This is a genomic window from Deinococcus aquatilis DSM 23025 (assembly GCF_000378445.1).
Taxonomy (GTDB): domain Bacteria; phylum Deinococcota; class Deinococci; order Deinococcales; family Deinococcaceae; genus Deinococcus; species Deinococcus aquatilis.
Genome location: NZ_KB899700.1, coordinates 1 through 21,601 on the forward strand (window position 1 = coordinate 1; position 21,601 = coordinate 21,601).

The 21,601-nt window shown below is 56.9% G+C and carries 17 protein-coding genes and 2 pseudogenes; 6 read left to right on the top strand and 13 right to left on the bottom strand.

What is annotated here, in order from left to right; translation table 11 throughout:
- Positions 1–161 precede the first annotated feature (161 nt).
- From F561_RS0104775 to F561_RS29630, 3 genes are all read left to right on the top strand, one after another.
- A complete protein-coding gene (locus F561_RS0104775; RefSeq protein WP_019008809.1) occupies positions 162–614 on the top strand; it encodes a helix-turn-helix domain-containing protein in 453 nt (150 codons plus the stop codon).
- A gap of 14 nt (positions 615–628) precedes the next feature.
- Positions 629–1,288, top strand: coding sequence for an IS630 family transposase (locus F561_RS0104780; RefSeq protein WP_245556434.1), 660 nt, complete (start codon positions 629–631; stop codon positions 1,286–1,288).
- Positions 1,289–1,874: 586 nt separating this feature from the next.
- On the top strand, positions 1,875–2,219 hold the full coding sequence (locus F561_RS29630; protein WP_211214793.1) for a transposase: 345 nt from the start codon (positions 1,875–1,877) through the stop codon (positions 2,217–2,219).
- Between the two features lie 183 nt (positions 2,220–2,402).
- Here F561_RS29630 and F561_RS0104790 read toward each other — a convergent pair whose 3' ends face one another.
- From F561_RS0104790 to F561_RS27740, 7 genes and pseudogenes are all read right to left on the bottom strand, one after another.
- Entirely contained in the window at positions 2,403–3,695 is a 1,293-nt protein-coding gene (locus F561_RS0104790) for an alginate O-acetyltransferase AlgX-related protein (protein ID WP_083922317.1), read from the bottom strand.
- A gap of 28 nt (positions 3,696–3,723) precedes the next feature.
- Positions 3,724–4,824, bottom strand: a complete 1,101-nt coding sequence (locus F561_RS0104795; RefSeq protein ID WP_019008813.1) for an alginate O-acetyltransferase AlgX-related protein — start codon at positions 4,822–4,824, stop codon at positions 3,724–3,726.
- 7 nt (positions 4,825–4,831) lie between these two features.
- Complete coding sequence (locus F561_RS0104800; RefSeq protein ID WP_019008814.1) at positions 4,832–6,253, bottom strand: MBOAT family O-acyltransferase; 1,422 nt, start codon at positions 6,251–6,253, stop codon at positions 4,832–4,834.
- Between the two features lie 28 nt (positions 6,254–6,281).
- Complete coding sequence (locus F561_RS27735; protein ID WP_083922318.1) at positions 6,282–6,887, bottom strand: alginate O-acetyltransferase AlgF; 606 nt, start codon at positions 6,885–6,887, stop codon at positions 6,282–6,284.
- A gap of 78 nt (positions 6,888–6,965) precedes the next feature.
- The gene (locus F561_RS28655; RefSeq protein ID WP_157451572.1) at positions 6,966–8,366 is read right to left on the bottom strand and encodes a hypothetical protein; all 1,401 of its coding nucleotides are present in this window, start codon (positions 8,364–8,366) and stop codon (positions 6,966–6,968) included.
- Between the two features lie 83 nt (positions 8,367–8,449).
- A pseudogene (locus tag F561_RS24795) lies at positions 8,450–8,968 on the bottom strand (transposase); the annotation flags it as partial.
- Positions 8,969–9,587: 619 nt separating this feature from the next.
- A pseudogene (locus tag F561_RS27740) lies at positions 9,588–10,237 on the bottom strand (IS5 family transposase); the annotation flags it as partial.
- A 317-nt stretch (positions 10,238–10,554) separates the two neighbouring features.
- Between F561_RS27740 and F561_RS0104825 the strand changes: the two are divergent.
- Complete coding sequence (locus F561_RS0104825; RefSeq protein ID WP_019008819.1) at positions 10,555–12,135, top strand: choice-of-anchor I family protein; 1,581 nt, start codon at positions 10,555–10,557, stop codon at positions 12,133–12,135.
- 245 nt (positions 12,136–12,380) lie between these two features.
- Positions 12,381–12,761, top strand: coding sequence for a hypothetical protein (locus tag F561_RS28660; protein ID WP_157451573.1), 381 nt, complete (start codon positions 12,381–12,383; stop codon positions 12,759–12,761).
- Positions 12,762–13,051: 290 nt separating this feature from the next.
- Here the strand turns inward: F561_RS28660 and F561_RS0104840 are convergent, their stop codons facing one another.
- From F561_RS0104840 to hutU, 6 genes are all read right to left on the bottom strand, one after another.
- Positions 13,052–13,918: a site-specific integrase gene (locus tag F561_RS0104840; RefSeq protein ID WP_019008822.1), complete on the bottom strand. Its 867-nt coding sequence runs from the start codon at positions 13,916–13,918 to the stop codon at positions 13,052–13,054.
- A 917-nt stretch (positions 13,919–14,835) separates the two neighbouring features.
- Entirely contained in the window at positions 14,836–16,368 is a 1,533-nt protein-coding gene (hutH, locus tag F561_RS0104845) for a histidine ammonia-lyase (protein WP_019008823.1), read from the bottom strand.
- Entirely contained in the window at positions 16,365–17,600 is a 1,236-nt protein-coding gene (hutI, locus tag F561_RS0104850) for an imidazolonepropionase (protein WP_019008824.1), read from the bottom strand. The genes hutH and hutI overlap by 4 nt, the downstream gene beginning before the upstream one ends.
- Entirely contained in the window at positions 17,587–18,519 is a 933-nt protein-coding gene (locus F561_RS0104855; protein WP_019008825.1) for an arginase family protein, read from the bottom strand. The genes hutI and F561_RS0104855 overlap by 14 nt, the downstream gene beginning before the upstream one ends.
- On the bottom strand, positions 18,516–19,112 hold the full coding sequence (locus tag F561_RS0104860; protein WP_019008826.1) for a hypothetical protein: 597 nt from the start codon (positions 19,110–19,112) through the stop codon (positions 18,516–18,518). The genes F561_RS0104855 and F561_RS0104860 overlap by 4 nt, the downstream gene beginning before the upstream one ends.
- A gap of 11 nt (positions 19,113–19,123) precedes the next feature.
- Positions 19,124–20,812, bottom strand: a complete 1,689-nt coding sequence (gene hutU, locus F561_RS0104865; RefSeq protein ID WP_019008827.1) for a urocanate hydratase — start codon at positions 20,810–20,812, stop codon at positions 19,124–19,126.
- Positions 20,813–20,886: 74 nt separating this feature from the next.
- Between hutU and F561_RS0104870 the strand changes: the two genes are divergently transcribed.
- A complete protein-coding gene (locus tag F561_RS0104870; protein WP_019008828.1) occupies positions 20,887–21,600 on the top strand; it encodes an IclR family transcriptional regulator in 714 nt (237 codons plus the stop codon).
- The last annotated feature ends 1 nt before the right edge of the window (position 21,601 follow it).

Sequence of the window (21,601 nt, forward strand, 5' to 3'; positions counted from 1 at the left end):
AAAGAAAGGCTCGCCGTCAGCGAGCCTATGCACGGAGATACCCTCTGGGAGGTTCTGGAGCGAACACCCTGCAGGCCGTCCAGTGAACGCCTACACCCGTGGCAAGTGACCCACTAGTACAGCGTCAACCGAATAACCTATGACTTCGGGTACGTTGAGGCATGAAGAAGCATCTGGTCAGGCTGGCAGAGGCTGAACGGACGGAACTGCGGGCGTTCACGCGCAGTGGAACACGGAGCGCACAGGCTATTACGCGGGCGCGGCTGTTACTGATGGCTGACCAACAGGGCGAATCCCGCAATGATGCCGACATCGCCAAGGCGTTGGGGATCACCGTGCATACCGTGGAGGTCACGCGCAAACGGTACGTGCAGCACGGCCTGCAGGCCGTGCTGCAGCGGGCGCCACGCAAAGATAAGGGCATCCCGCAGAAAGTGGACGGGCGGGTCGAAGCCCAGCTGATCACCTTGGCCTGCAGTGAGACACCGAACGGCGAGTCCAGTTGGACGCTGCAGATGCTGAGCGATGAGTTGGTCAGATTACAGCTCGTGGACAGCATCTCCCGCGAGACGGTGCGGAAAACGCTGAAAAAAATTCACTCAGGCCGCATCTGAAACAGCAGTGGTGCATTCCACCCGAACAGAACGCGGCCTTCGTCTGCGCCATGGAGGACGTGCTGGACGTCTACGAGCGTCCAGTGAACGCTCGCTTCCCGGTGATCTGTTTCGACGAGAAGCCCTGCCAGTTGATCCGGGACGTGCTGCAACCTGTCCAGGCTGCGCCTGGACGGCTCCAGCGCCAGGACAGCGAGTACGAACGTTGTGGTACGGCCAACGTCTTTGGATGGGTCGAGCCGCTGACGGGCCGCCGCGACGCCTGGGTGACCGCGCGGCGCACGAGCATCGACGACGCCCACGCTCTGAAGCGCGTGTCAGAGGCCTACCCCGATGCCGTGCAGATTGTCCTGGTGCAGGACAATCTCTCCACGCATTCCAAGGCGGCGCTGTATCACGCCTTTCCCGCCCCCGAAGCGCGGCGGCTCGCCGCGCGGTTTGACTTCCATTTCACGCCTCGGCACGGCTCCTGGCTGAACATGCAGGAACTGGAGTTCTCGGCGCTCGCTCGCCAGGCGCTTCAGGAACGGGTCGGCGATCAGGCCGCTTTGGAGAGCACTGTGGCTCACTGGATCGGCCGCCGCACAACGGCGGCCATCCCCATCCGCTGGCAATTCACGACCCCAGACGCCCGGATCAAACTTTGCCGCCTGTACCCTAAAATGATCGGTTGACACTGTACTAGAGAGAATTTAGTCTGGTCGAAACAACACCGGTCAACAAGGGAGGGACAGGGTGCGTGCCTGTCCCTCCTCTTGATTCTTCCCCGTGCTTGTGCCGAGGCCGATCCCGATATTTCTCGGCGCGGCACAGCCCACACGAACACACGGTGTTGTTCTTGCTGGCCTGTCCGCGGGCGGCGTACACCCAGCCCCAGATCGGATTGAGGGACCGCTCCCCCACGTAGGCGTACCGCAGTCTGCGGCGAATGATGCGCTGGCGATGATGACGGACATGCTCACGTGAAGGGCGGTTCCGGATGGATTCACCCCGCGCGTCGCGGGTGAATGTGGGCGGGTCAGACCCCGGTCAAGGGGCCGTTCAGGCTGCCCGCCCGCGACGCGTGGAGCGCCGCTCGGTCATGAACTGAGCCATGAGGGCAGCATACGCCGAAACTCAGGCGGGTGATGACCATTTTCTGCCGAAAATGCATCGCCTGTTGCGCCTTTCAATGTCAGGAAAAGGTGATGACTCGGCACGAACAGCAGTCCCCTGCTGCCTTGGTGCTGTCGCCCTCAACGTTGAGATAAGGTATCCACCCTGAGTGCGATCACCAGTGCAGGTCAGTTTCTGCAGCACACGCAGCAGGGGGCCTTCACAGGCCCCCAAGTGATTCGCTTCTTTCAACATCTCTTAACGCACGTTTCAGGCGATTTCCTCGTGGTGTTGGACCACGCCAGCATTCATAAAACGAAGGCCGTGACGGCCTTCGTTGCGGGTGAAACGCGTCTGTCCTTGTCCTCTCTCCCGCCCTATAAACCAGCGCTCAATCCTATCGAGCGGGTGTGGGCCTACGTGAAGCGCAATGTTTTAGGCAACTTCTGTGCGCGAACGTTGAAGGAGCTGAAGGCCCGCCTCCGAATTGGTTGGCAGCGCGTCCGGTAGATCCGGTTGCCAAAACAGCTGCTTTACAGCTACCTTCCGTCGTAAACTTCAGCCAAGATCAATAAAGAGGGTAGTAACTTGTATTTGAACCGATATCAATAATAACTGACTCATTATGTTATAGAAAACTGATATATTGAGTGCGGAATATTTATCAAAGATCCTAAAAGATGGATTTGACCCTCATTTAGTATAGCTATACAAGCCTACATTATAATTAGTCCCGGATAACTTATCAAAAAGCAATGAATCTATATATGACACATTCGGTTTTAATTCGTAATAGAATTCTGTCGTGTAGCTTTGGCTCTGCTGATCTACTTTCCTATAAAGTGTAATGCTCTCTGATTCTTTGCCGTAGTTAATATCCAATTTTAATTTTTCAATCTTTTTCCCTTCGGCTTTTATCTTAATATAATATCTTTTTTTCGCGTCCAGCGTTGATTCAAATGTCCATGCTGAACCATTTGATTCTGAATCTAGAAAGTCCCGAATAGGAGCCGTACGCTCATAAGCCTGATAAATGCTTGGTTTCATCTCCCTTATTTGATTAGCGTTAGTTAGTACCATTAAGGCCGTCCAGATGACCAGCTTAGGCTTTGGATCATTTGGTTTTAGGCTGGCAAAATATCCGTTGATTGAGCTACAGCAACCACCTCCGTTGACACTGAGATTGATAATAGGCGTCTTTAGCTTATCGCTGACTATTTTGTCAAAGCCAAAAAAGGGGATGCTATAGCTGTCTCCGACCATAACCACATCCGTATTGGTGTCTCCAAGGAGCGACTCTTGGGTAGTTATTGACAGGGTGTAAAACGTCCTCTGCTCTGGAGATGAAAATTTAAACCCACATCTTTTGTTAAGATTTTCTGCAATTGAACCTGTATAGTCAGTGATAGATCTCTTCAAATCAGTTTGGGCATTTCTCTGAATCTCAAAACCTCTTTCATCTACAAGCTTCTCGATACTGTTGGCTACAGATTCCATGGCCAATCCAGTCCAGTGATGGTCGCGTTTAGCAAAAAAGTCGTACTTTCCTATAGATGATTTCGCTAGGGAAGCTATATCAATTGCATAGAAGCCATGTAAATTTAAATTATCCAGTTGAAGTTTATAGTTTTTTGCGGCCCTATCTGGACTGTATAGAGCTGTAACAGGGTTGTTCCTGTCGTTAACATAGATTTCAGCTTGGTACGGAATTGGGAGAGCAATAATTTTCAAATTATATTTGTTTATAAGGATTTGCATTTCTTTCATATATGCTCGATCTTGTTCTGATATTCCCCAATAGTATTCAAATCCAGATTTAACCAATAGGCGGTCGCCCAAACTGGTTATATAGTTACTGTCCTCAAAGTTACTTACCGATTCACATAGTTTTGGGGTTTCATCAGGAGCAGCTGATGCGTGCTGGACTACCGCCGGGATAGCCAAAAATGGTAAGGCCAAAAGTATATAAGGTCTTCTTATAGGCATAGACGCTCCTAAAAAGGAAAGATCGCACTTAATGTGAAGAGGCGTAAGAACGAGAGAGGAACCGTTCTGGAAATTCCCAGATCACGACCTGTGGTGGATTGTTTTTACGGTCTTCACCAGTCAGGTATTCACGCATGGGTACGAGGGGGCCTTTGCCTTCTTGCGCGGCGTTGAGCACTTGGGTACCCAAGGCTCGTGAGAGCGCCTCGGCAAAATGCCACACGTTGTCCTTGCTTTCGGCACTGTAGCTGGTTCCCACCAACGTGACAGCCAAAATTTCGTCACCCAACAGCCCGCCTTCGCCCTCGTCGGTGCGGGTGTACTCCAATTCCTGAACCTCGTCCGGCACTGGGCCAAGCACATAACGGAGGAGATCGCCGCTGCGTGCGGTAGCTGCTTTGGCCTCCACTGCATATTGGGCAGGCGGCAAATCGGGAACCAAGTCTCTGATAGCCGGAGCCAATGTTTGGGCTGCCACCATCGCCCCATATGGCGTCCAGTGCGTATCTGTACGGAAGAACAGGTCTCCGGCGTCTTTCTGCTTCTCGGCCTGAAAACTGGCGAGCAGGTCGGGTACGGCAATGCCCGCTTGAGTCAGTGCTGCTTGGAAAGAAGCGTAAACATTGGCCTTCTGGCTAGGCACGTGGGCAGACAAGAATTCGGGATACAGGCGGGTTTTGGCCGGAATCAACGCAACCACCAACTTCGCTCCGTCTTTGGCAAGCTCGGCTCGAACCTGCTGAACGTACTTCACTTTGGCAGCCATCTCTGCGGCGTCGTTTGGCCCACTCTGGTACTCCTCACTGGTGAACAGCCAACCGTCTTCGCCGACCAGTGCGCCGTCACGGGCTTCCCCGAACAGGCGATAGTTCAGGCTGCCCCACAGACTCACGCTGGGATCTCGCCAGGGCACCTTGGCATCCAGACCCTTTTCCCAAGTCAGTTGCCAGGTGCCGGTGATCAGGTCTTTTCCTGTGACCCGCTCCCGAAAGCCCGGACTGGTCAGGGTTCCGACGGCTCCAAGACCCACCACACTTAACAGGAAGGCGGCGGGCAACCAATGCAACAGGCGGGGCGCGGCGGGGTTGTTGATGTTCGGTTTGATCGTGTCCTGGGCAAATTCAGTCATGCAAACCTCAGAACTGGAAGTAGAGGAAGGGGGTATAGCTTTGCGCCGATAATTTCAAGATGGCGACCACGAACAGCGGCAACAGCACCACCGTCGCAGCCACCGCCAGACGGGGACGCAAGAGCTTGCTGCCCACATCCCCAACCCGGTGGCCCCACACAGGCGCGGCGTACACCAACACACCGCCCAGCAGCATCGTGACCAGCACGCTCGGTTTGACCTGCCAGGCCAACGTATCGCTCAGTCCCACGCCGTTCAGACCCAGCATGCCCCGGTACATCCGGAAGGCGTCCGGCACGTTGTCTGCCCGGAACATCACCCAGCCCACCATCACCAGCAAGAGCGTGCCCGGAATGGTCAACCACGCTGGGCTGGGTTTCCATAGATTGGCCTCTTTCATCCGGCGCTCGATGGCGAGGATGCTGCCGTGCCACACGCCCCACAGCACGAATGTCCAGTTGGCCCCATGCCACAACCCGCCCAGCACCATCGTCAGCCACAGGTTCAGGTACGTCCGGGCGCGACCATGCCGGTTGCCCCCCAAGCTGATGTAGAGGTACTCGCGCAGCCAACTGCTCAGGCTCATATGCCATCTGCGCCAGAATTCGGTAATCGAGCGGCTGATGTACGGATGGTTGAAGTTCTCGGGGAACTTGAAGCCCATCATGGCCGCCAAGCCAATCGCCATATCGCTGTATCCACTGAAGTCGAAATACAGTTGCAAGGTATAGGCCAAGGCTCCCAACCACGCATCACCCATCGTCGGGCTGGGCTGGTTAAAGCTGGCGGTGACGAGTGGAGCGATGGTATCGGCAATCAAGACCTTTTTGGCGAAGCCGGTCATGAAGCGGGTGGCGCCGTAGCTGAACTTTTCCAGCGTATGGGTGCGGGTACGGAACTGGTCGGCCAGCAGGTTGTATTTCAGGACCGGGCCTGCGATCAGGTGCGGAAACAGGGCGATGAAGGCGGCGAAATCCAGCAGCTTGTGGGTGGGGGGTTCTTCGCGGCGGTAGACATCCACGATGTAGCTGATGGCATGGAAGATAAAAAAGCTCAGGCCGATGGGCAACAGGATGGGTGTCCAACTGAAGGCCTGTAGGCCAAGGCTGGTCGTCAGGGCATTGAAGCTGTCGATGCCGAAGTTGGCGTATTTGAAATAGCCCAGGGCAGCGAGGTTGAGGACGAGGGCCGAGGTCAGGGTCCAGCGCCGTCGGGGGCCGTCCGGCTGTTTATCCAGTACCAGGCCGTAAACGTAAGCCGCGCCAGTGATGGCCACCAGCAGCCACAGGAAATCGACGCGCCACCACGAATACAGGGCGTAGCTGCCGACCAGAATCCACGCGCTCCGCCCCTTGAAAGGCAACAGGTAATAGACGATCAGGAACAGTGGTAGAAACAAGAACAGGAAAACGTTGGAGCTGAAGACCATATATGACCTCTATCTAAGCGAGACAGCGCTACTTAGCAGTGGTATTGACCGTCAAGCTTGAGCCTGCATCGGTAATAACAATGCTGTAAGCTTTGCCGCGTTCCAACGACACGCCCTTAAAATTAGTCAGCATTTTGTTTCCATTGAAGGCAGCTAAATCTACAGTGATCCCATTCACCGCTCGAGAGCCACTCTCTCCTGCTGGTATTTTTGTAACAATCGCCAATTGACCATCGGCAGTCTTTAAATCTAAGCCTGGAAAGCTGCTCATATTGTAGACAATCAAGAGGGCTTTCGCACGATTGTCATGGCTGACGTCGGTTATCATTTTGAAGGCTCTCCCGTTCCATATTGCTGAATAGAACTTACCTTCGTTAATAGAAAAAGTAGCGCTGGACTTTTTCGATGAAACAAGAATATTACCTCTTGGTATCACTAGATAATCTCCTACCCCAAATTTCGGCACACTGATTACTTTATTTGAGATTGTAGCATCGACTGTTACTGCTGTAGCGTTGAGAACGCGGACAAAAGCACTGTTTGCTGGCGGAGCAGGTGCATAGAGTGAATCTAATCCTTGAGCTGCTGAGGTAGTCATTGCCATCAACACGAAAACAAATCCCATTTTTCTCATTTTCACACTTCCTTATGTTAGTTTCCCCTATAGAGGTGGTTAAAGCGGTTGCATCTGAAAATTCACACTATCGTCGTTTTATTCTGAAGAGTCTCGGTAAGGAAACAGCGTATAGGTGGTAGGCATAGTTGAAGTCGATGAACCAATTTTAACTTTATGCACAAGCACTTTGCTGAGCCACAGCTCGTATTCCTTCCTTTCCATGTCCATTGTCGCTTGCCCTCCATCAATGTTATGGCTACAAGTCATTCCTTCATCTTTACAGCTGGGTGTCCACCAAGGCTGATTGAAGTACAAACTACCATCTCCCTTTAAATTCGTTACAGCAAAATAATTGTCCCTCAAAATATTTCCGTAGAAAGTAGGAGGCTTAAATTTCATCTGGTTATTTGAGTCCCATATAATCGATCCCGCAGTTAAGTTATCGGCAATGATGCGCCCGTCAGGTAGACGCCCACTAAAAACTACTCTGTTATTGTATATTTGGTTGTCAATGCCGCCAGTGATACTTAGACTATGGTTTGAAGCATTCACTACTTGATTATTATAGACACGTATATGTCCAGCCTCACTCGGATTCTTTGTCACTCCATCACCGAGTAAAATACCCCCGCCCGAGTAGTCTTTATCCCGCCAAGGTTGAGCGTTGTATGCCCCTTGAATATAATTGTTATGGATAAGAATTGGACTTTCAGGTATACCACTACTGACGTACATGTTAATATTCTCTTCTGTTAAACTTTTACCAGGCTCGTTTATGATCTGATTCCAAGCAATCTCAGCTTGAGGAATGCGCTGCACATGATTAAAAAATATGGTCTGTGTAATCTTTCGCTTATCGGTAAATCCACCCTCTCCATCGCTTCTACGTCCATCGGTATTGAGAATATAATTTCTCAGAATGCGAACACCTTCGTATTTTCTAGGGTCGCCTCTGTACTCTCTGATATAGATACCAGATGTGCCCTCTATATAATTATTCTCGATAATAATGTTCTTGAATTCTTCTAGATTGGCAAATTTGCCTACTATTTGGCCAGCAACGTTGGGATTAAGCCCATAGCCGTTAACATTGCGTATTGTTACTCGACTTCCAAAGCCACTAATCAAGTTTCCACGCCCACGTAGATTCGAGTTTTCGATGATGACCGGTTCGTTGGTCCGAATGTCAATTACGGGTACTTTTGGATTTTGACTCTCCCAATTCCCGCTATATGATCCTCCTTGCCTAATAATTAGTGGCCCGTTATAGCTAACCGATTCATCACTTAAAACATCATATGTTTGGGGTGGAGGAGTAAGTTGATAGTTGATATTACGTCTCGCATACTGACTAGATGAGGAAGTAGTGGAAAGACTATAAGAGACGGTGCTGTTTGTTAATTGGATGCTATCAAATGCTCGACCCTGGCTAGTTGTGCCCTGTGCAACGACGTAATTCGCTGTCAAAACAAGGGACAAAAGAAGTAGCTGTTTCACGACGACACATCCTTTACTTGGTCTGGAGAAGATAGCGGCAAGTGTGCGCTGGCTGGCGTTACAGAAGCGTTAAGGAACCCCGTTTAGGGCTGGGTAAGATTGTGGGCGAGTACGGCTAGGACAACTCGGAAGCGAAGTGAGAGCAGGGTTTTGGTTTGGACAGAGCGAATCTGAGCTTCAACGAGTTGAGAGAACACCGTTTCAATTCGTTTCCGCAATTTTGGGTGGCGGTCTTCCCGCCACCCGGTGTCGTATCTGGTATTGGTTTTGGGCGGAAAGACAAAACCTAAGCTGCCGTAGCCCTTGTCGCCAATGATCTTTGGGCTGTCAAAGTCAGGCCATCGGCGGTTCAGTTCGTACCCAACGGTGGTGTCATACAAGTTGGCCGGTTGGATGAGGTACTGCATGACCTGCCCGGCAGGTGAAACCTAAGCGTGCAATTTGTAGCCGTAGACATCTCCTTAAGTGCCATGACCCCAACGTGCACCGGGAAACGCACAGCGTTTCCCACGTTTAGGACGACGAATGGGAAGCGGCATGGAATCAATGATCACTTCGGTACAGCGCTCTGCTGGACAAACGATGGTCTCCAGATGAGTTATTGGTACTCCGTTGACTCACGGAACGGGTGCAAGCTAGGGAATAAACACCCAGCAACTCATTCCTGAACCGTTGGAGCAGTATTGACAGCTGTTCGACGCGGTGTTTACGCGTCCACACAGCGAGCGACGTTTCAAACGTATCTGCGAGGTCTTCTCTTGGGAACGGAACGTCACAAAACGGCGACGGGCCAAATGGGCAAGAATGACACCGAGGAGCAGGAAGAGGAGAAGACGGTCAAGCCGTGCTAGAACGTGAGCATCCAGTAGAGTGAAAGGACGCACCCCGAGAACTTGAGCCACGTGCAGCCAGTCTGCACGTCTCAACGTCTCGTAACTCTTACCGTAGGGTCATGAAGCAGAGAGCCGAGGCGCGAGAACGCACCTAGTGTTCATGAGTCTGAGAGAACATTTGACTTCGGTAAGAACAGGCGTTCAGCGCTTCCCGTTAGAGTGATGCTTAGCCGGCAGAGGACAGCAAGGAGCTTGAGCCTCAGAACGCTCTTCACTGACCTTCGGCGCGCAGGTTGCCTCACATGCAGTCTCCAGTGAACAAAGACAGATTCTCCCAGCAGCCCTAAGCGCACTCATCTGTTTGTTTCCGGTCACCTCTTTCTAGAGATCATCCGGAAATTCGGCGCAGCAGGATGAGGATGCAGGCTAGCTGAACAAAACCCAAGAAGTTCTGGGCTTTGCGCTCGTCGCGGGTTCGGACACGGCGGAACGATGGCAACCAAGCGATGGTTCGCTCAACTTTCCAGCGCCGCTTGTCGCGGCGCAGCGGTCGTCCATCTTGCGTTTTGTGTTTCCGGTTTCTGCAATTCGGCGCAATCATTTCAATCCCCAGCGTGGCCAGTTCTGCATCCAAAGGGTCGCTGTCGTAGGCCTTGTCCCCAATCAACCGGCGTGGGAAGTCCAAGCCGAAAGACGTCTCCAGAGTGTCGTGAACCAGCGTCACTTCACCGGGGCTGCCTGAGACCGTGTGGACAGCGAGCGGCAGACCGCTCGCGTCCATCATCAGCATGATGTTGGTGCCCTTGCCCTTCTTGGTCGGGCCGACGTCTGAGCCCCCTTTTTTGCGGCACTGAAGGTGCCGTCAATGAAGGCTTCCCGGAGATCGAGCAATTCCTGTTCCTCCAGCAACTCGTAGAGCTGCCCCAAAACATTCGGAAATACGGCGCGCTCATTCCACTCTTGAAAACGCTCGAAACAGGTGGACTTGGGCGGATAATCCGGCCGCGGGAGTCGCTCCCACTGGGCCCTGGTACGCATTTCCGGATGATCTCTAGGGAGGAGCCAGGTTTAGGGGTGGACTTAGGCTGTCCCTGTGGGCTGAGTAGACAACGATGCATATGAAATGAAGTAGAGCGGACTTGATCCATAGATTCACTTTGTGAAGCGAGTATCGAAAAAAGTACGTTGTCGTGGGAATGGGGCTTGCACCTGCCGCTTGAGACAAAAGATTTGGGCAATCTGCGTCAGCAGCGCACCGAGTCGGCCTCCACCACCCTGTCGGAAATCCAGCCGATCGAGTAGTGCCGGATGAAGGCTTGACCTCCCGCTGAAACTCCCCTGATAAACCGGGCCGTATGAGACTTCCTGTTCCGGCCCGGCTGGCTTTGGCGACACTCACGCTCAGTGTCTCGTTGACGGCCTGCGTGCAGCCGCAGACCCCCGATCTGGCGCTGGTCACGACCCTGGGGTTTGAAAGCTTCGACGCCCAGCAGCCCACGCTGAAGCTACGCGGCGGGACTCCTGGCGGCCTGCTGTCCAGAGACGCCGAGCCTGAATACATCACGGTTGCGCCGGACGGCAAAACTGCCTACGTGACGGTGCAGGAAAGTAACGCAGTGGCGACGCTCGACCTGACTACTGCCACCTGGACAGGTCTGAAGTCGCTGGGCCTTAAAGATCACTCGGCGGTGGGGATGGGGCTGGACGCCAGTGACAGGGACGGCGGCATCAACATCCAGAACTGGCCCGTGCAGGGTGCCTATATGCCCGACGCCATCGCCAGCTTTTCCAGCGGCGGCCAGACCTATCTTCTGACGGCCAACGAGGGCGATACTCGCGACTACGCGGCGTTTACCGACACCATCAAGGTCTCTGACCTGAAGCTGGATGCGGCCACCTTTCCCAACGCTGCGGCCCTGCAGCAGGACGCTGCGCTGGGCCGCCTGTTGGTGAGTCGGGTAGATGCCGATGTGGACGGTGACGGGGACGCTGACCGGTTGGTGTCCTTCGGGGGCCGCAGCATGAGTGTCTGGACAACTGACCTGACCCGCGTGGCCGATACGGGCGACCTCTTTGAGCGCAAAACGGCGGAGCTGACGCCCTCAAGCTTCAATTCGGGCGGCACCAACAGTACCCGTGACACCCGTAGCGACAATAAAGGCCCGGAACCCGAAGGCGTGACGGTGGGTCAGGTGGCCGGGAAAACCCTGGCTTTTGTGGGTCTGGAACGCACGGGCGGCGTCATGGTGCTGGACGTGAGCACGCCCGCTGCCCCAGCGTTTGTGGCCTATGCCAACACCGTGACTCCCACTGCTGCCCCCAACAGCGGTCTGGCAGGCGACCTCGGTCCAGAAGGGCTTCTCTTCATTCCCGCCGCTGAAAGTCCTAGCGGCAAAAATATGCTGGTCGTTGCCAACGAGGTCAGTGGCTCCACGACCCTGTATAGCGTGGCTGATTCGGGCAACCTGACCCTGCTGGGCCGCCATCAGGTCACGCCTTATTCCTACGACAAGGGAGCAGCCGAGATTCCCGCCTACGACCCTGCCAGCAAACGTCTGTTCGTGGTGAATGGAGCAACCGGTGGGCTGGATATGCTCAGCATTGCCGACCCGGTCAGGCCTGCACGGGTGGGCACAGTCGACCTGAGCAGGTACGGGGCCAGTGCCAACAGCGTGACGGTCAAAAACGGTGTGGTGGCGGTGGCCGTACAGGACGCCGTCAAAACCAATCCCGGTAAGGTGGCTTTCCTGAACAGCGACGGCACCGAACGTGCTCCTGCCGTGACTGTCGGCGCACTACCCGATATGCTCACCTTCACGCCCGACGGCTCACTGCTGCTGGTCGCCAACGAGGGTGAACCGAACGACGACTATTCCATCGACCCGGCAGGTTCGGTCAGCTTGATTAACGTGACTAAGGCGCTTCAGAGTCGGTAAAGTTAAGTCCGGCCTCCTGAGCGGGAACCGCCCCACTCCGCCTCTTTTTGGCACGGAGTGGGGTTACTTCAGGCTGTTTTTGGAGAGCTGACGCATAAGGTGACTGTGCCCTACGTCTCCTCTATTCCTCTCGCTCTATGGCGTCTGTACGGGACTGGATGAGCAGATTGCATTACGTTAAGCGCAAAATGATAAAATAAGCTACGTTAGAAGACAATCAGTATTGACCAGCCTGCGGAGAGATTATGAACCGATTGACCGAGCAGCGTACTCACCTGATCGACCTCACCCACACCCTCCGTGACAGTGTATTTGGTGAAATAACAGATGCCGACCTGGACTTCTCGCCGGGTGGTGCGGCCCTGACTGTGCGCCGTCTTTTGCTGGAACAGGCAGAAATTCAGGCTGCTTACAGCGAGCCGTTTCGGACTCTGAAGCTCAAATTTGATATGGTGACTCCTCAAGAGATTCAGACCACTGCCCAGATTCAGGCGTGGTTTGCCCAACTGGATGCTGAACTGTTTGGTGCGCTGAATGCCCTGAGCAACGATGACCTGTCGCGTCCCCATGATCCACGCGGACAGATGTCGCTATACGGTAGAAACCAGCTTTCATACCTACCGTGAATCGGTGCTGATTTTTGCGGCCAAAGCCAGCGTGTACCTGCGTGCATTGGACCGTGAGGTACCCAAGCTGATGAAAAGTTTCGTAGGGTAAGTGGTTTAGCCCGATATCTTGCCCTACATCAAGTCTCTGAGCAGCCAGAACTGCGGGTTGTATCGTCCTTCGACAAAGTTGGAATGGTTGAACTTTGCGTACGAATGAACTGCTCGGCTGAAATTATTTGGTAATAACAATGCGGCATCTGCATTACATGACACACCTCTGTGGCACAGCACTTTTCTCTCAATCTAATTTATTTTTGTTGCCCCGCTTCCCCCTCATTCTCCATACTCAGGGCTGCTACTACGATGCGGGCATCCTCAAAAGCTCGCTCATCAATAAACCCTGCCTGCATGGAAGTCAATTGCTGCCCATTGGCATGTAGTCCAGCCAGACGCAAAGTGGCGGGCGGCACCAGATCGGTGTTTGCATCTTTACTGGCTTGCCAGAGCGCCTGTCTGAACGCCTGATCGGTGGGGTAAGGTAAGACCTTTCCACTGGCGTAGAGCGGGCCGCCCTGCGTTTCTGACAGGCGTTCAAGAGCTTGCCGTACAGAATCGGGCAGGGGAGAGGCCGTGCGGCGACGCAACAATTGGTTGCGCGGAAAGTCGATGTGTTCCCACTCCAGAGCCAGCAGTTCACCTGTAGTGAAGGCTAGATGATGGATCAACATCAGCGCTCCGTGGAGTGCAGCATCAGGTTGGGTCTGGAGATGAAGGCGGCGAACTGTGTCGGGATGCGGCAGCCGTTTGGTCGGTACGACTGTGGGGCGCGGAAGCCCCTGCAACGGCTGTTGCTGGATCAATCCTGCTTCCTGGAGCAGGCGGTAAAGTCGTGTCAGTAACGTAGCGCGGGCATGGACCGTGTTGGGCTGCGCTTGTTTATCGGCGTGACGCGTGCGCCTGAGCGGTTCCTGTAACCACGTCTGAAAATCAGCGGGTGGATGAAGTAGATCCAGCTTGTCTTTCTGGGCCTGTTCAAACACGAATTTGAGATGTGCCCGCAGTACATGCTTAGGCTGGCTTGGTGAAAGATCAGGTAACAGGGCAATCAGGTGGTCAAGATCATACTTTCGCAGAGCAAGGGTCAGTTTCTGGGCATGCTCGTCAGCAGGATGCATAGCTGTAGTCTAAATTACGCAGGAATAATTATGTCAAGTGTAAGCGTTAAGCTACAGTGTGGAGAGCTTGGTCAGATCAGTAGCTGATGGTGGAGGTCATATGTTGCTGCCTGCTCAGGCGCTCGCATAAGCCGGATGTAAGACTGAACCCCCCAGACCTTTAGGCGGTTTCACCTCCTCTAGGGTTGGGAAAACTTTTTTAGATTGAAGCTGATATCCGCTTACAGTGGTATGTCGAGTCTGGAAGATGACTTGAAGTCTTGGTCTTGGTTTGTAGACTTGTTATTCCAACATAAAAATATCCTTCCTAACTGTCGCACATATCGTTAATAGCCTCGATTGAAGCAATGTGTCCAGGCAAAAACGCCCCCTAAAAACTCAGGACGACATAGAGGGCAAGGTCTGAAACAACCAACACAAGAAATTCAGGGAAGTAGTGTCATATACCGCTGGCTTTACACTTGCCACTACAGGAGACATCTGGCATCTGGCAACGGTTGGACTCTTGGAAGGTGTTTTTCGTACTAATCCAACTTAGTTTGAAAATATACTCCGCTATCGCCTGTCCATTCTCTTTTGTTCCCAGGTCCTTTTGCCCTCGATCATCGTTTGAGGGGGCTTCCTGGCCTTCCTGTGAGGCTGATGCATTTCAGGCGTCTAGGACATACTTTTCAGACAGCAATTTACGGAGCGCTCCTATTTTAAGATTTCGCCTTCTGGAAATCCGTATGAACTCATTGATTCTGGCCTAGAGGGCAACCTTTTGAAGGGAGAACAAGGGTTGGGTGCTACTCCTAAGGCAACTGGCCACACAACAGCCTAAGAGTTGGACGTTGCCAAACCCAATAAGTGTCAAATTGAAGAATGAGGGCGAGCATCCCAGAAGATGCCCGCCACCATCCTCTGAATTACGTAATTCAGACCGACAAGTCAGCTACAGTTCTGGTTGCTGCACGGATCACCGCTCCGCTTTTCACAGCCTTCAACAAAGCATCCAACTCAGGTTTGAAGTAGCGGTCAGCATCCAGCGTGGCGACTTCCTGCCGAATACGGGTATACGCTGCCCCGACGCCCACACCGGGAGCCAGCGGCTTGAACTTCATGGCCTGCATCTCCAGCGCCTGCGCCCCACACAGCAACTCGATGCTGATCACTGCAAAAGAATTGTCCAGCACGTCGCGCAGCTTGCGGCAGGCGTGCGCCCCCATACTGACGTGATCTTCCTGATTGGCGCTGGTGGGGATGCTATCCACGCTGGCCGGATGACTCAACACCTTGTTTTCGCTGACCAGGGCGGCGGCGGTGTACTGCGCGATCATCAGGCCGCTGCTGAGGCCCGGTTGCGGCGTCAGGAATCCGGGCAGGCCAGAGAGGGCCGGATTGAGCAATTGCTCGCAGCGGCGCTCGGAAATGCTGGCGAGTTCGGCCACGGCCACCGTCAGCGCGTCGGCAGTCAGCGCCAGCGGTTGCCCGTGAAAGTTGCCGCCACTGATGACCTCATTGGTCGCGGGCAACACCAGCGGGTTATCGGTGACAGAGGCGAATTCTACGGCCAGCACGCGCTCGGCATGATGCAGCACATCCAACGTGGCTCCGTGGACTTGAGGCACGGCCCGCAGGCTGTAGGCATCCTGAACCCGGCCACAATCGGCATGAGAAGGAGCAATGGCACTGTCTCGCAGATGCGAGCGAAGTTCAGCGGCCACTTCCAACGCACCGGGATGGGGCCGCAACCGCACCACGTCATCGCGGAAAGGCTGATGGCTACCGCGCATGCCCTCAATGGTCATGGCGGCCGCCAGATTAGCAGTGCGGAGCAAGGTTTGAGCATCCAGCACGCTGAGGGCCAGCAGACTGCCCATCAGTTGCGTGCCGTTGATCAGCGCGAGGCCCTCTTTGGCCTGCAAGGTCAGTGGGGTGAGGTTCAGCTCGGCCAGCACGTCGGCGGCGGGGCGCACCTGTCCGGCGTGTTCTATCTCGCCCCGACCAATCAGCGCCAGGGCCAGATGCGCCAGCGGTGCGAGGTCGCCCGATGCGCCCACCGATCCCTGAGCCGGAATGACCGGATGCGCTCCGGCATTCAGCAGCGCCAGCAACAGATCGACGACTTCTTCACGCACCCCCGAATGACCCAGCGCCAGCGACTGCGCCCGCAACAGCAGCATGCCGCGCACCACCTCGGCGGGCAGCGGCGCACCCATGCCGATGGCGTGAGACACGATCAGATTGTGCTGAAGCTGTTCGAGCTGGCCCCGGTCTATGCCGATGGTGGCAAATTTACCGAAGCCGGTATTCACGCCGTACACCGCCTCGGTGCCGTCCACGATGCGCTCGATAACAGCGCGGGCCAGATGAATGCGTTCGCGGGCGGCGGGGGCCAGCGTTACTTCTTCGTGTCCACGCACCACCCGCTCAAAGTCGGAGAGGGTCAGAATAGAATCCAAGATCATAGAGAAAGCTCCTGTCCGGCCACAACAACCAACTGAATGGGAGTTGTGCCCAACGTATAGGGAAGATCGCGCCAGTCGGCGGAATGCAGAGTCAGAAAGTCGGCCCGCATGCCGGGAACGAGTGCGCCCCGGTCGGTCAGCCCAAGTGCAGCGGCGGCGTTCACAGTGGCGGCGGTCAGGGCTTCGGCGGGGGTCAGGCGGTTGAGGCGCACGCCCAGCGCCAACGCCAATTGTGCGCTGTACAGCGGCGAGCTGCCGGGGTTCAGGTCAGTGCCCAGCGCCACACACGCGCCTGCTTCGATGAGTTGACGGACGGGCGCGGCAGGCAGATCCAGATGCAGGGTCACACCCGGAAGAATGGTGGCAACGGTAGCACTGCGGCCCAGCGCGGCAATCTGCGCTTCTGCACTGGCTTCCAGATGATCCACGCTCAGCGCCCCGAGTTCGCAGGCCAGCTCCGTGCCGCCGAGGGCATGAAACTGGTCGGCATGCAGTTTGAGGTTCAGGCCATGTGAACGGGCCGCCGCGAAAAACTGGCGGGTTTCTTCCACGCTGAACGCCTCGCGCTCGCAGAACACGTCCACCGCCGTTGCCAGCCTCTCTCCTGCCACGCGAGGAATCAGGGTAAGGCACACGTCCTGCACGTATTCGGCGCGGCCCTCTGCGGGCGGAACATGCAGCAGCAGCGTGGGCAACAGCGTGGCTGATGTCTGGGTTTGCAGCAGACGCACCGCTTCCAGCATCCGCAGTTCGGCGTCAAAATCCAGACCGTAGCCGCTCTTGATTTCTATGGTGGTCGCGCCGGAACGCAAAAGCGCCTGCACACGCGGCAGGGCCAGCGTCACCAGTTCAGGCAGGCTGGCGGCAGCGGTGGCCCGCATGGTGGAGCGGATGCCACCGCCCCGCGCCAGGATCGTTTCGTAGGGGACACCCTGCACGCGGGCTTCAAAATCCCCGAGTCGGTCTCCGGCCCAGACCGCGTGGGTGTGTGGGTCGGTGAGGGCAGGAGTGACCGCCACACCGCCAAGATCACGCACCTGATCAGAGTTGAAGGCGTTTTTCGGGGCTTCGCTCTCGGGGCCGACCCAGACGATCACGCCGTCTTCGACCACCATCGCCGCCCCCGGAACCAGGGTCAGGTCGCGCATGGCCGCGCCGCGCTGGGGGCCAGCCTGCGGCGTGACCAGTTGGGAAATCCCCACGAAAAGAGTCCGGCTTTCACGAGCGGACATCGAACACCTCGGCCAGCGTTTCCATGATCAGGCGGGCAGCCAGCAGTTCGCTGCGTCCGGTGAGATCGAGGTTGGGGGCCAGTTCCACCACGTCCAGCGCCACCACCGAATGACGGCGCACCACCTCGCGGATCAGGCGCAGGGCCAGCGCATAGGAAAACCCGTCGGGTTCGGGGCTGCTCGTTCCGGGCAACACGGCGGGATCAAAGGCGTCTACATCGACGCTGAGGTACACCGGACGCTGAGCAGGCAGGCCAGCCAGAATGTCCTGAAACTGGGCCTCCACCTCTTCCATCGGCACCAGCGTATGCCCCCGCGCCCGCGCCGCCGCCACCGCCTCGCCGTCAAAGCGCAGCCCGCGCAGGCCAAACGTGGTGATATGCACGAGGTTGGGCAGGTCTTCCACGGCCCGCCGGAAGGGGCTGGAATTGCTGTACCGGGTATCGTTGCGGGTATCGGTGAAGTCCAGATGGGCGTCGAGCTGGATCACATGCAGGTCGGGAACGTCAGCAAAAGCCCGCAGAAGCGGATAGGTGACGCTGTGGTCTCCGCCCAGAAAGATGGGCAGACGGCAGCGCGATTTGACGGCCCGCGCCGCCGCCGTGATGCGCTCGCGGGCCAGTTCGGATTCCAGACTGGGCAAGATCACGTCGCCCGCATCCACGATCAGCGGGTCTGGGTACTGGGCCGGGTCAAGCCGTACTCGCCCATCCAGACCCGTAAACGGCGGCACCGAACGCAGGCTGGCTTCCCGCAGGGCACGCGGGGCAAAACGTGCACCGGGGCGAAAGCCGAGGGCAATGTCGTAGGGAATACCCAGCACGGCGGCGAAGGCTTGCCAGTCTCTATCCGGGTGGACGATGGGGGCGCGGGCGAAGGTGGCGATGCCGCCGTAGGGGAGGTGGGTCGGTGCAGTCATCGGCAAAATCCTTCTTGGGTGGGTGCTCTGGGCAGGGAAAACGTACCTGCGGGCCGAAGTTGAGGCAGACGGAGACGCTGAACGGTCACGGCAGCCTCATCAAAGGAAAGTGGCGAGACGCAGGCAAAACCAGGTGTGGTATCCAGAGCACCGATACTGTCCAGCACACGACTTCTGACCTTGCCGTTGGTGTTCCAGAGGCGCAGGGTATTCACGCCGCCCCCCAGCAGGTACTGACCATCCGGCGTCCAGTTCAGGATGTTCACATCGCTGTTGGGCAGGGACACGATCTTCCCATCCGGCTTGACGAGACTCACCACGGTGACGTTGTCTTTGGCAAAGACCGCATCTTTGAGAAACATCACGGCCACAAACCGCCCATCTGCAGAAGCGGCTTTGCGCTCAAACTGCCAGGTGACCCAGCCGCCGTCCGGATGGGCAATGGGAGCAGGAGCGGGCACCGCGACCTTCAGACCACTTCGAAGCGTCACGGTGTAGGTCACTGGTGCAGGTGGCGGGTCGTTTTGTGCCTGAGCAGAAACCGCCAGAGACAACACACCTGTCAGCAGGTATACGACGTTCGGGGTCGCCATGAGATTCCTCCTCACCTGTTTTGAATGCCGAGGCTCGGCAAATCCAGTCCCCGTTCCCGCGCCACGTTCTGCGCGAGTTCGTAGCCCGCGTCGGCATGGCGAATGACGCCCATCGCGGGATCGTTGGTGAGGCAGCGTGAGAGTCTCCACGCGGCTTCCTCGGAACCGTCGGCCACCGCCACGAGGCCCGAATGCTGGCTGTAGCCCATGCCCACGCCGCCGCCGTGATGAAAGCTCATCCAGCCTGCGCCCGAGGCGACCCCGGTGGCAAAGTTCAGCAGCGGCCAGTCGGATACGGCGTCAGAGCCGTCCAGCATGGCTTCAGTTTCGCGGTAGGGACTGGCAACACTTCCGGCGTCCAGATGATCGCGGCCAATGACGATGGGAGCGCTCAGACGGCCATCGGCCACCATTTCATTGAACAGTTTGGCGGCGAGATCACGCTCCCGGTAGCCCAGCCAGCAGATCCGGGCGGGCAGGCCCTGAAAGGCGATCTGGTCGGCGGCATAGGTCAGCCACGCCTGCAGGCGGGCGTCGTTCGGAAAGAGTTCCAGCAGCGCCCTGTCGGTGGCGTAAATATCGGCGGGATCGCCACTGAGGGCCACCCAGCGAAACGGCCCGCGCCCCTCGCAGAAGGAATCGCGGATAAAGGCAGGTACGAAACCGGGGTAGGAAAATGCGTCGTCTACGCCGCCGATCCGGGCCTGTTCGCGCAGGTTGTTGCCGTAATCGAAGGCCACCGCCCCCCGCTTCTGGAGTTCGATGATGGCCCGGACATGCTCGGCCATCGCGGCGCGGGCACGGCGCAGATACTCGTCGGGCTGGCTGCGGCGCAGTTCGTTCACGTCCTCGTCGGCCTCAGCTTTGGGCAGGTAGCCCCACATCGGGTCGTGGGCGCTGGTCTGGTCGGTGATCAGGTCGGGGGTAAAGTTGCGGCGCACCAGTTCGGGTATCACGTCGGCAGCGTTGCCGAGTAAGCCGATGCTCAGGGCCTTGCCTTCGGCTTTGGCTGCCTCGGCCAGCGCCAGGGCTTCATCCAGACTACCCGCGACCATATCCAGATATCGCGTATCCAGCCTTTTCTGAATGCGGCTCTCGTCTATGTCGATGCAGATGCACACGCCGCCCGCCAGCTTGACCGCGAGGGGCTGCGCTCCGCCCATGCCGCCCAAGCCTGCCGTGACCGTAATCGTTCCCTTCAGTGTGCCGCCGAAATGCTTGGCCGCCGCGCCCGCGAACGTTTCGTAGGTGCCCTGCAAGATGCCCTGCGTGCCGATATAAATCCACGATCCGGCGGTCATCTGGCCGTACATCATGAGTCCGGCCTGATCGAGTTTGTCGAAGGTTTCCCAGTTGGCCCAGTGCGGCACGAGGTTGGAATTGGCGATCAGGACGCGGGGCGCGAGGGTGTGCGTATTCAGCACCGCCACCGGCTTGCCCGACTGCACCAGCAGGGTCTGGTCGTTGTCCAGTCGGTCCAGCACTTCCACGATCTTGTGAAAGCTGGGCCAGTCCCGCGCCGCCTTGCCGCGCCCACCGTACACGATCAGGTCTTCGGGATGCTCGGCCACTTCGGGATCGAGATTATTCATCAGCATGCGCTTGGCGGCTTCCTGAATCCAGCCTTTGGCGGTGCGGGTGCTGCCGCGTGGGGCGCGGATCACGGGGGCCTGAGGCACAGAAACAGGTTCAGAGGTCATGGCTCCAGTCTTCGGCCTCAGACCCCCTCCCCTCAAGGTGTGTGTCCAACCATATTGCGCGGTAGGATGGCTGCATGTCGCCCTCGCTGGACAAAGCCGCCACCGTATTGCGGGCCTTCACGGTGCAGAAGCCGGAATGGGGATCACGCCCACTGGCCGCGCATCTGGGCTGGCCGCGTTCCACCGCGCAGTTTTATCTGTCGGGGCTGGCGGGGGCCGGATTCCTGCGGCACATTCCGGGCGGGCGCTACCGCCTGAGCTGGCAACTGGCCGATTTCGGGGCGCTGCTGACCGACGCGCTGCCCTGGTTTTCGCGTGCCCGCAGCGCCCTGGCCGATCTGGCACAGGCCACACGGGGACTGGGGTTTTTGTGTGTGCTCGAAGAAGACCGGGTGGTGTGTATCCACCGCGCCCTTGGCGACCCGGAAGCGCACCACACCGCCGTGCAGACCGACGTGACGCTGCCCGCCAATGCCACCGCCGCCGGGAAAATCCTGTATGCCTACAGCGGCGCACCCCTACCCACCTTCGAGCGGTTTACGCCGAGCACCATCACCACGCCCGACGAATGGGCCGGAGAGCTGGAGCGCGTGCGGGCCGACGCCTACGCCCACTCGATAGAGGAGTGGATTCCCGGTCACTGCGCCGTGGGCTTGCCCCTGTTCTGGGAAGGTGAAGTGGTCGCCGCCTTTGGGGTGCAGTTGCCGTCCAGCCGCTACCTGGCGCGGGAACGGCGCGTGCTGGCCCGCACCCGGCAGGCAACGCGGCCCTGGGCTTTGCCGGGATAGG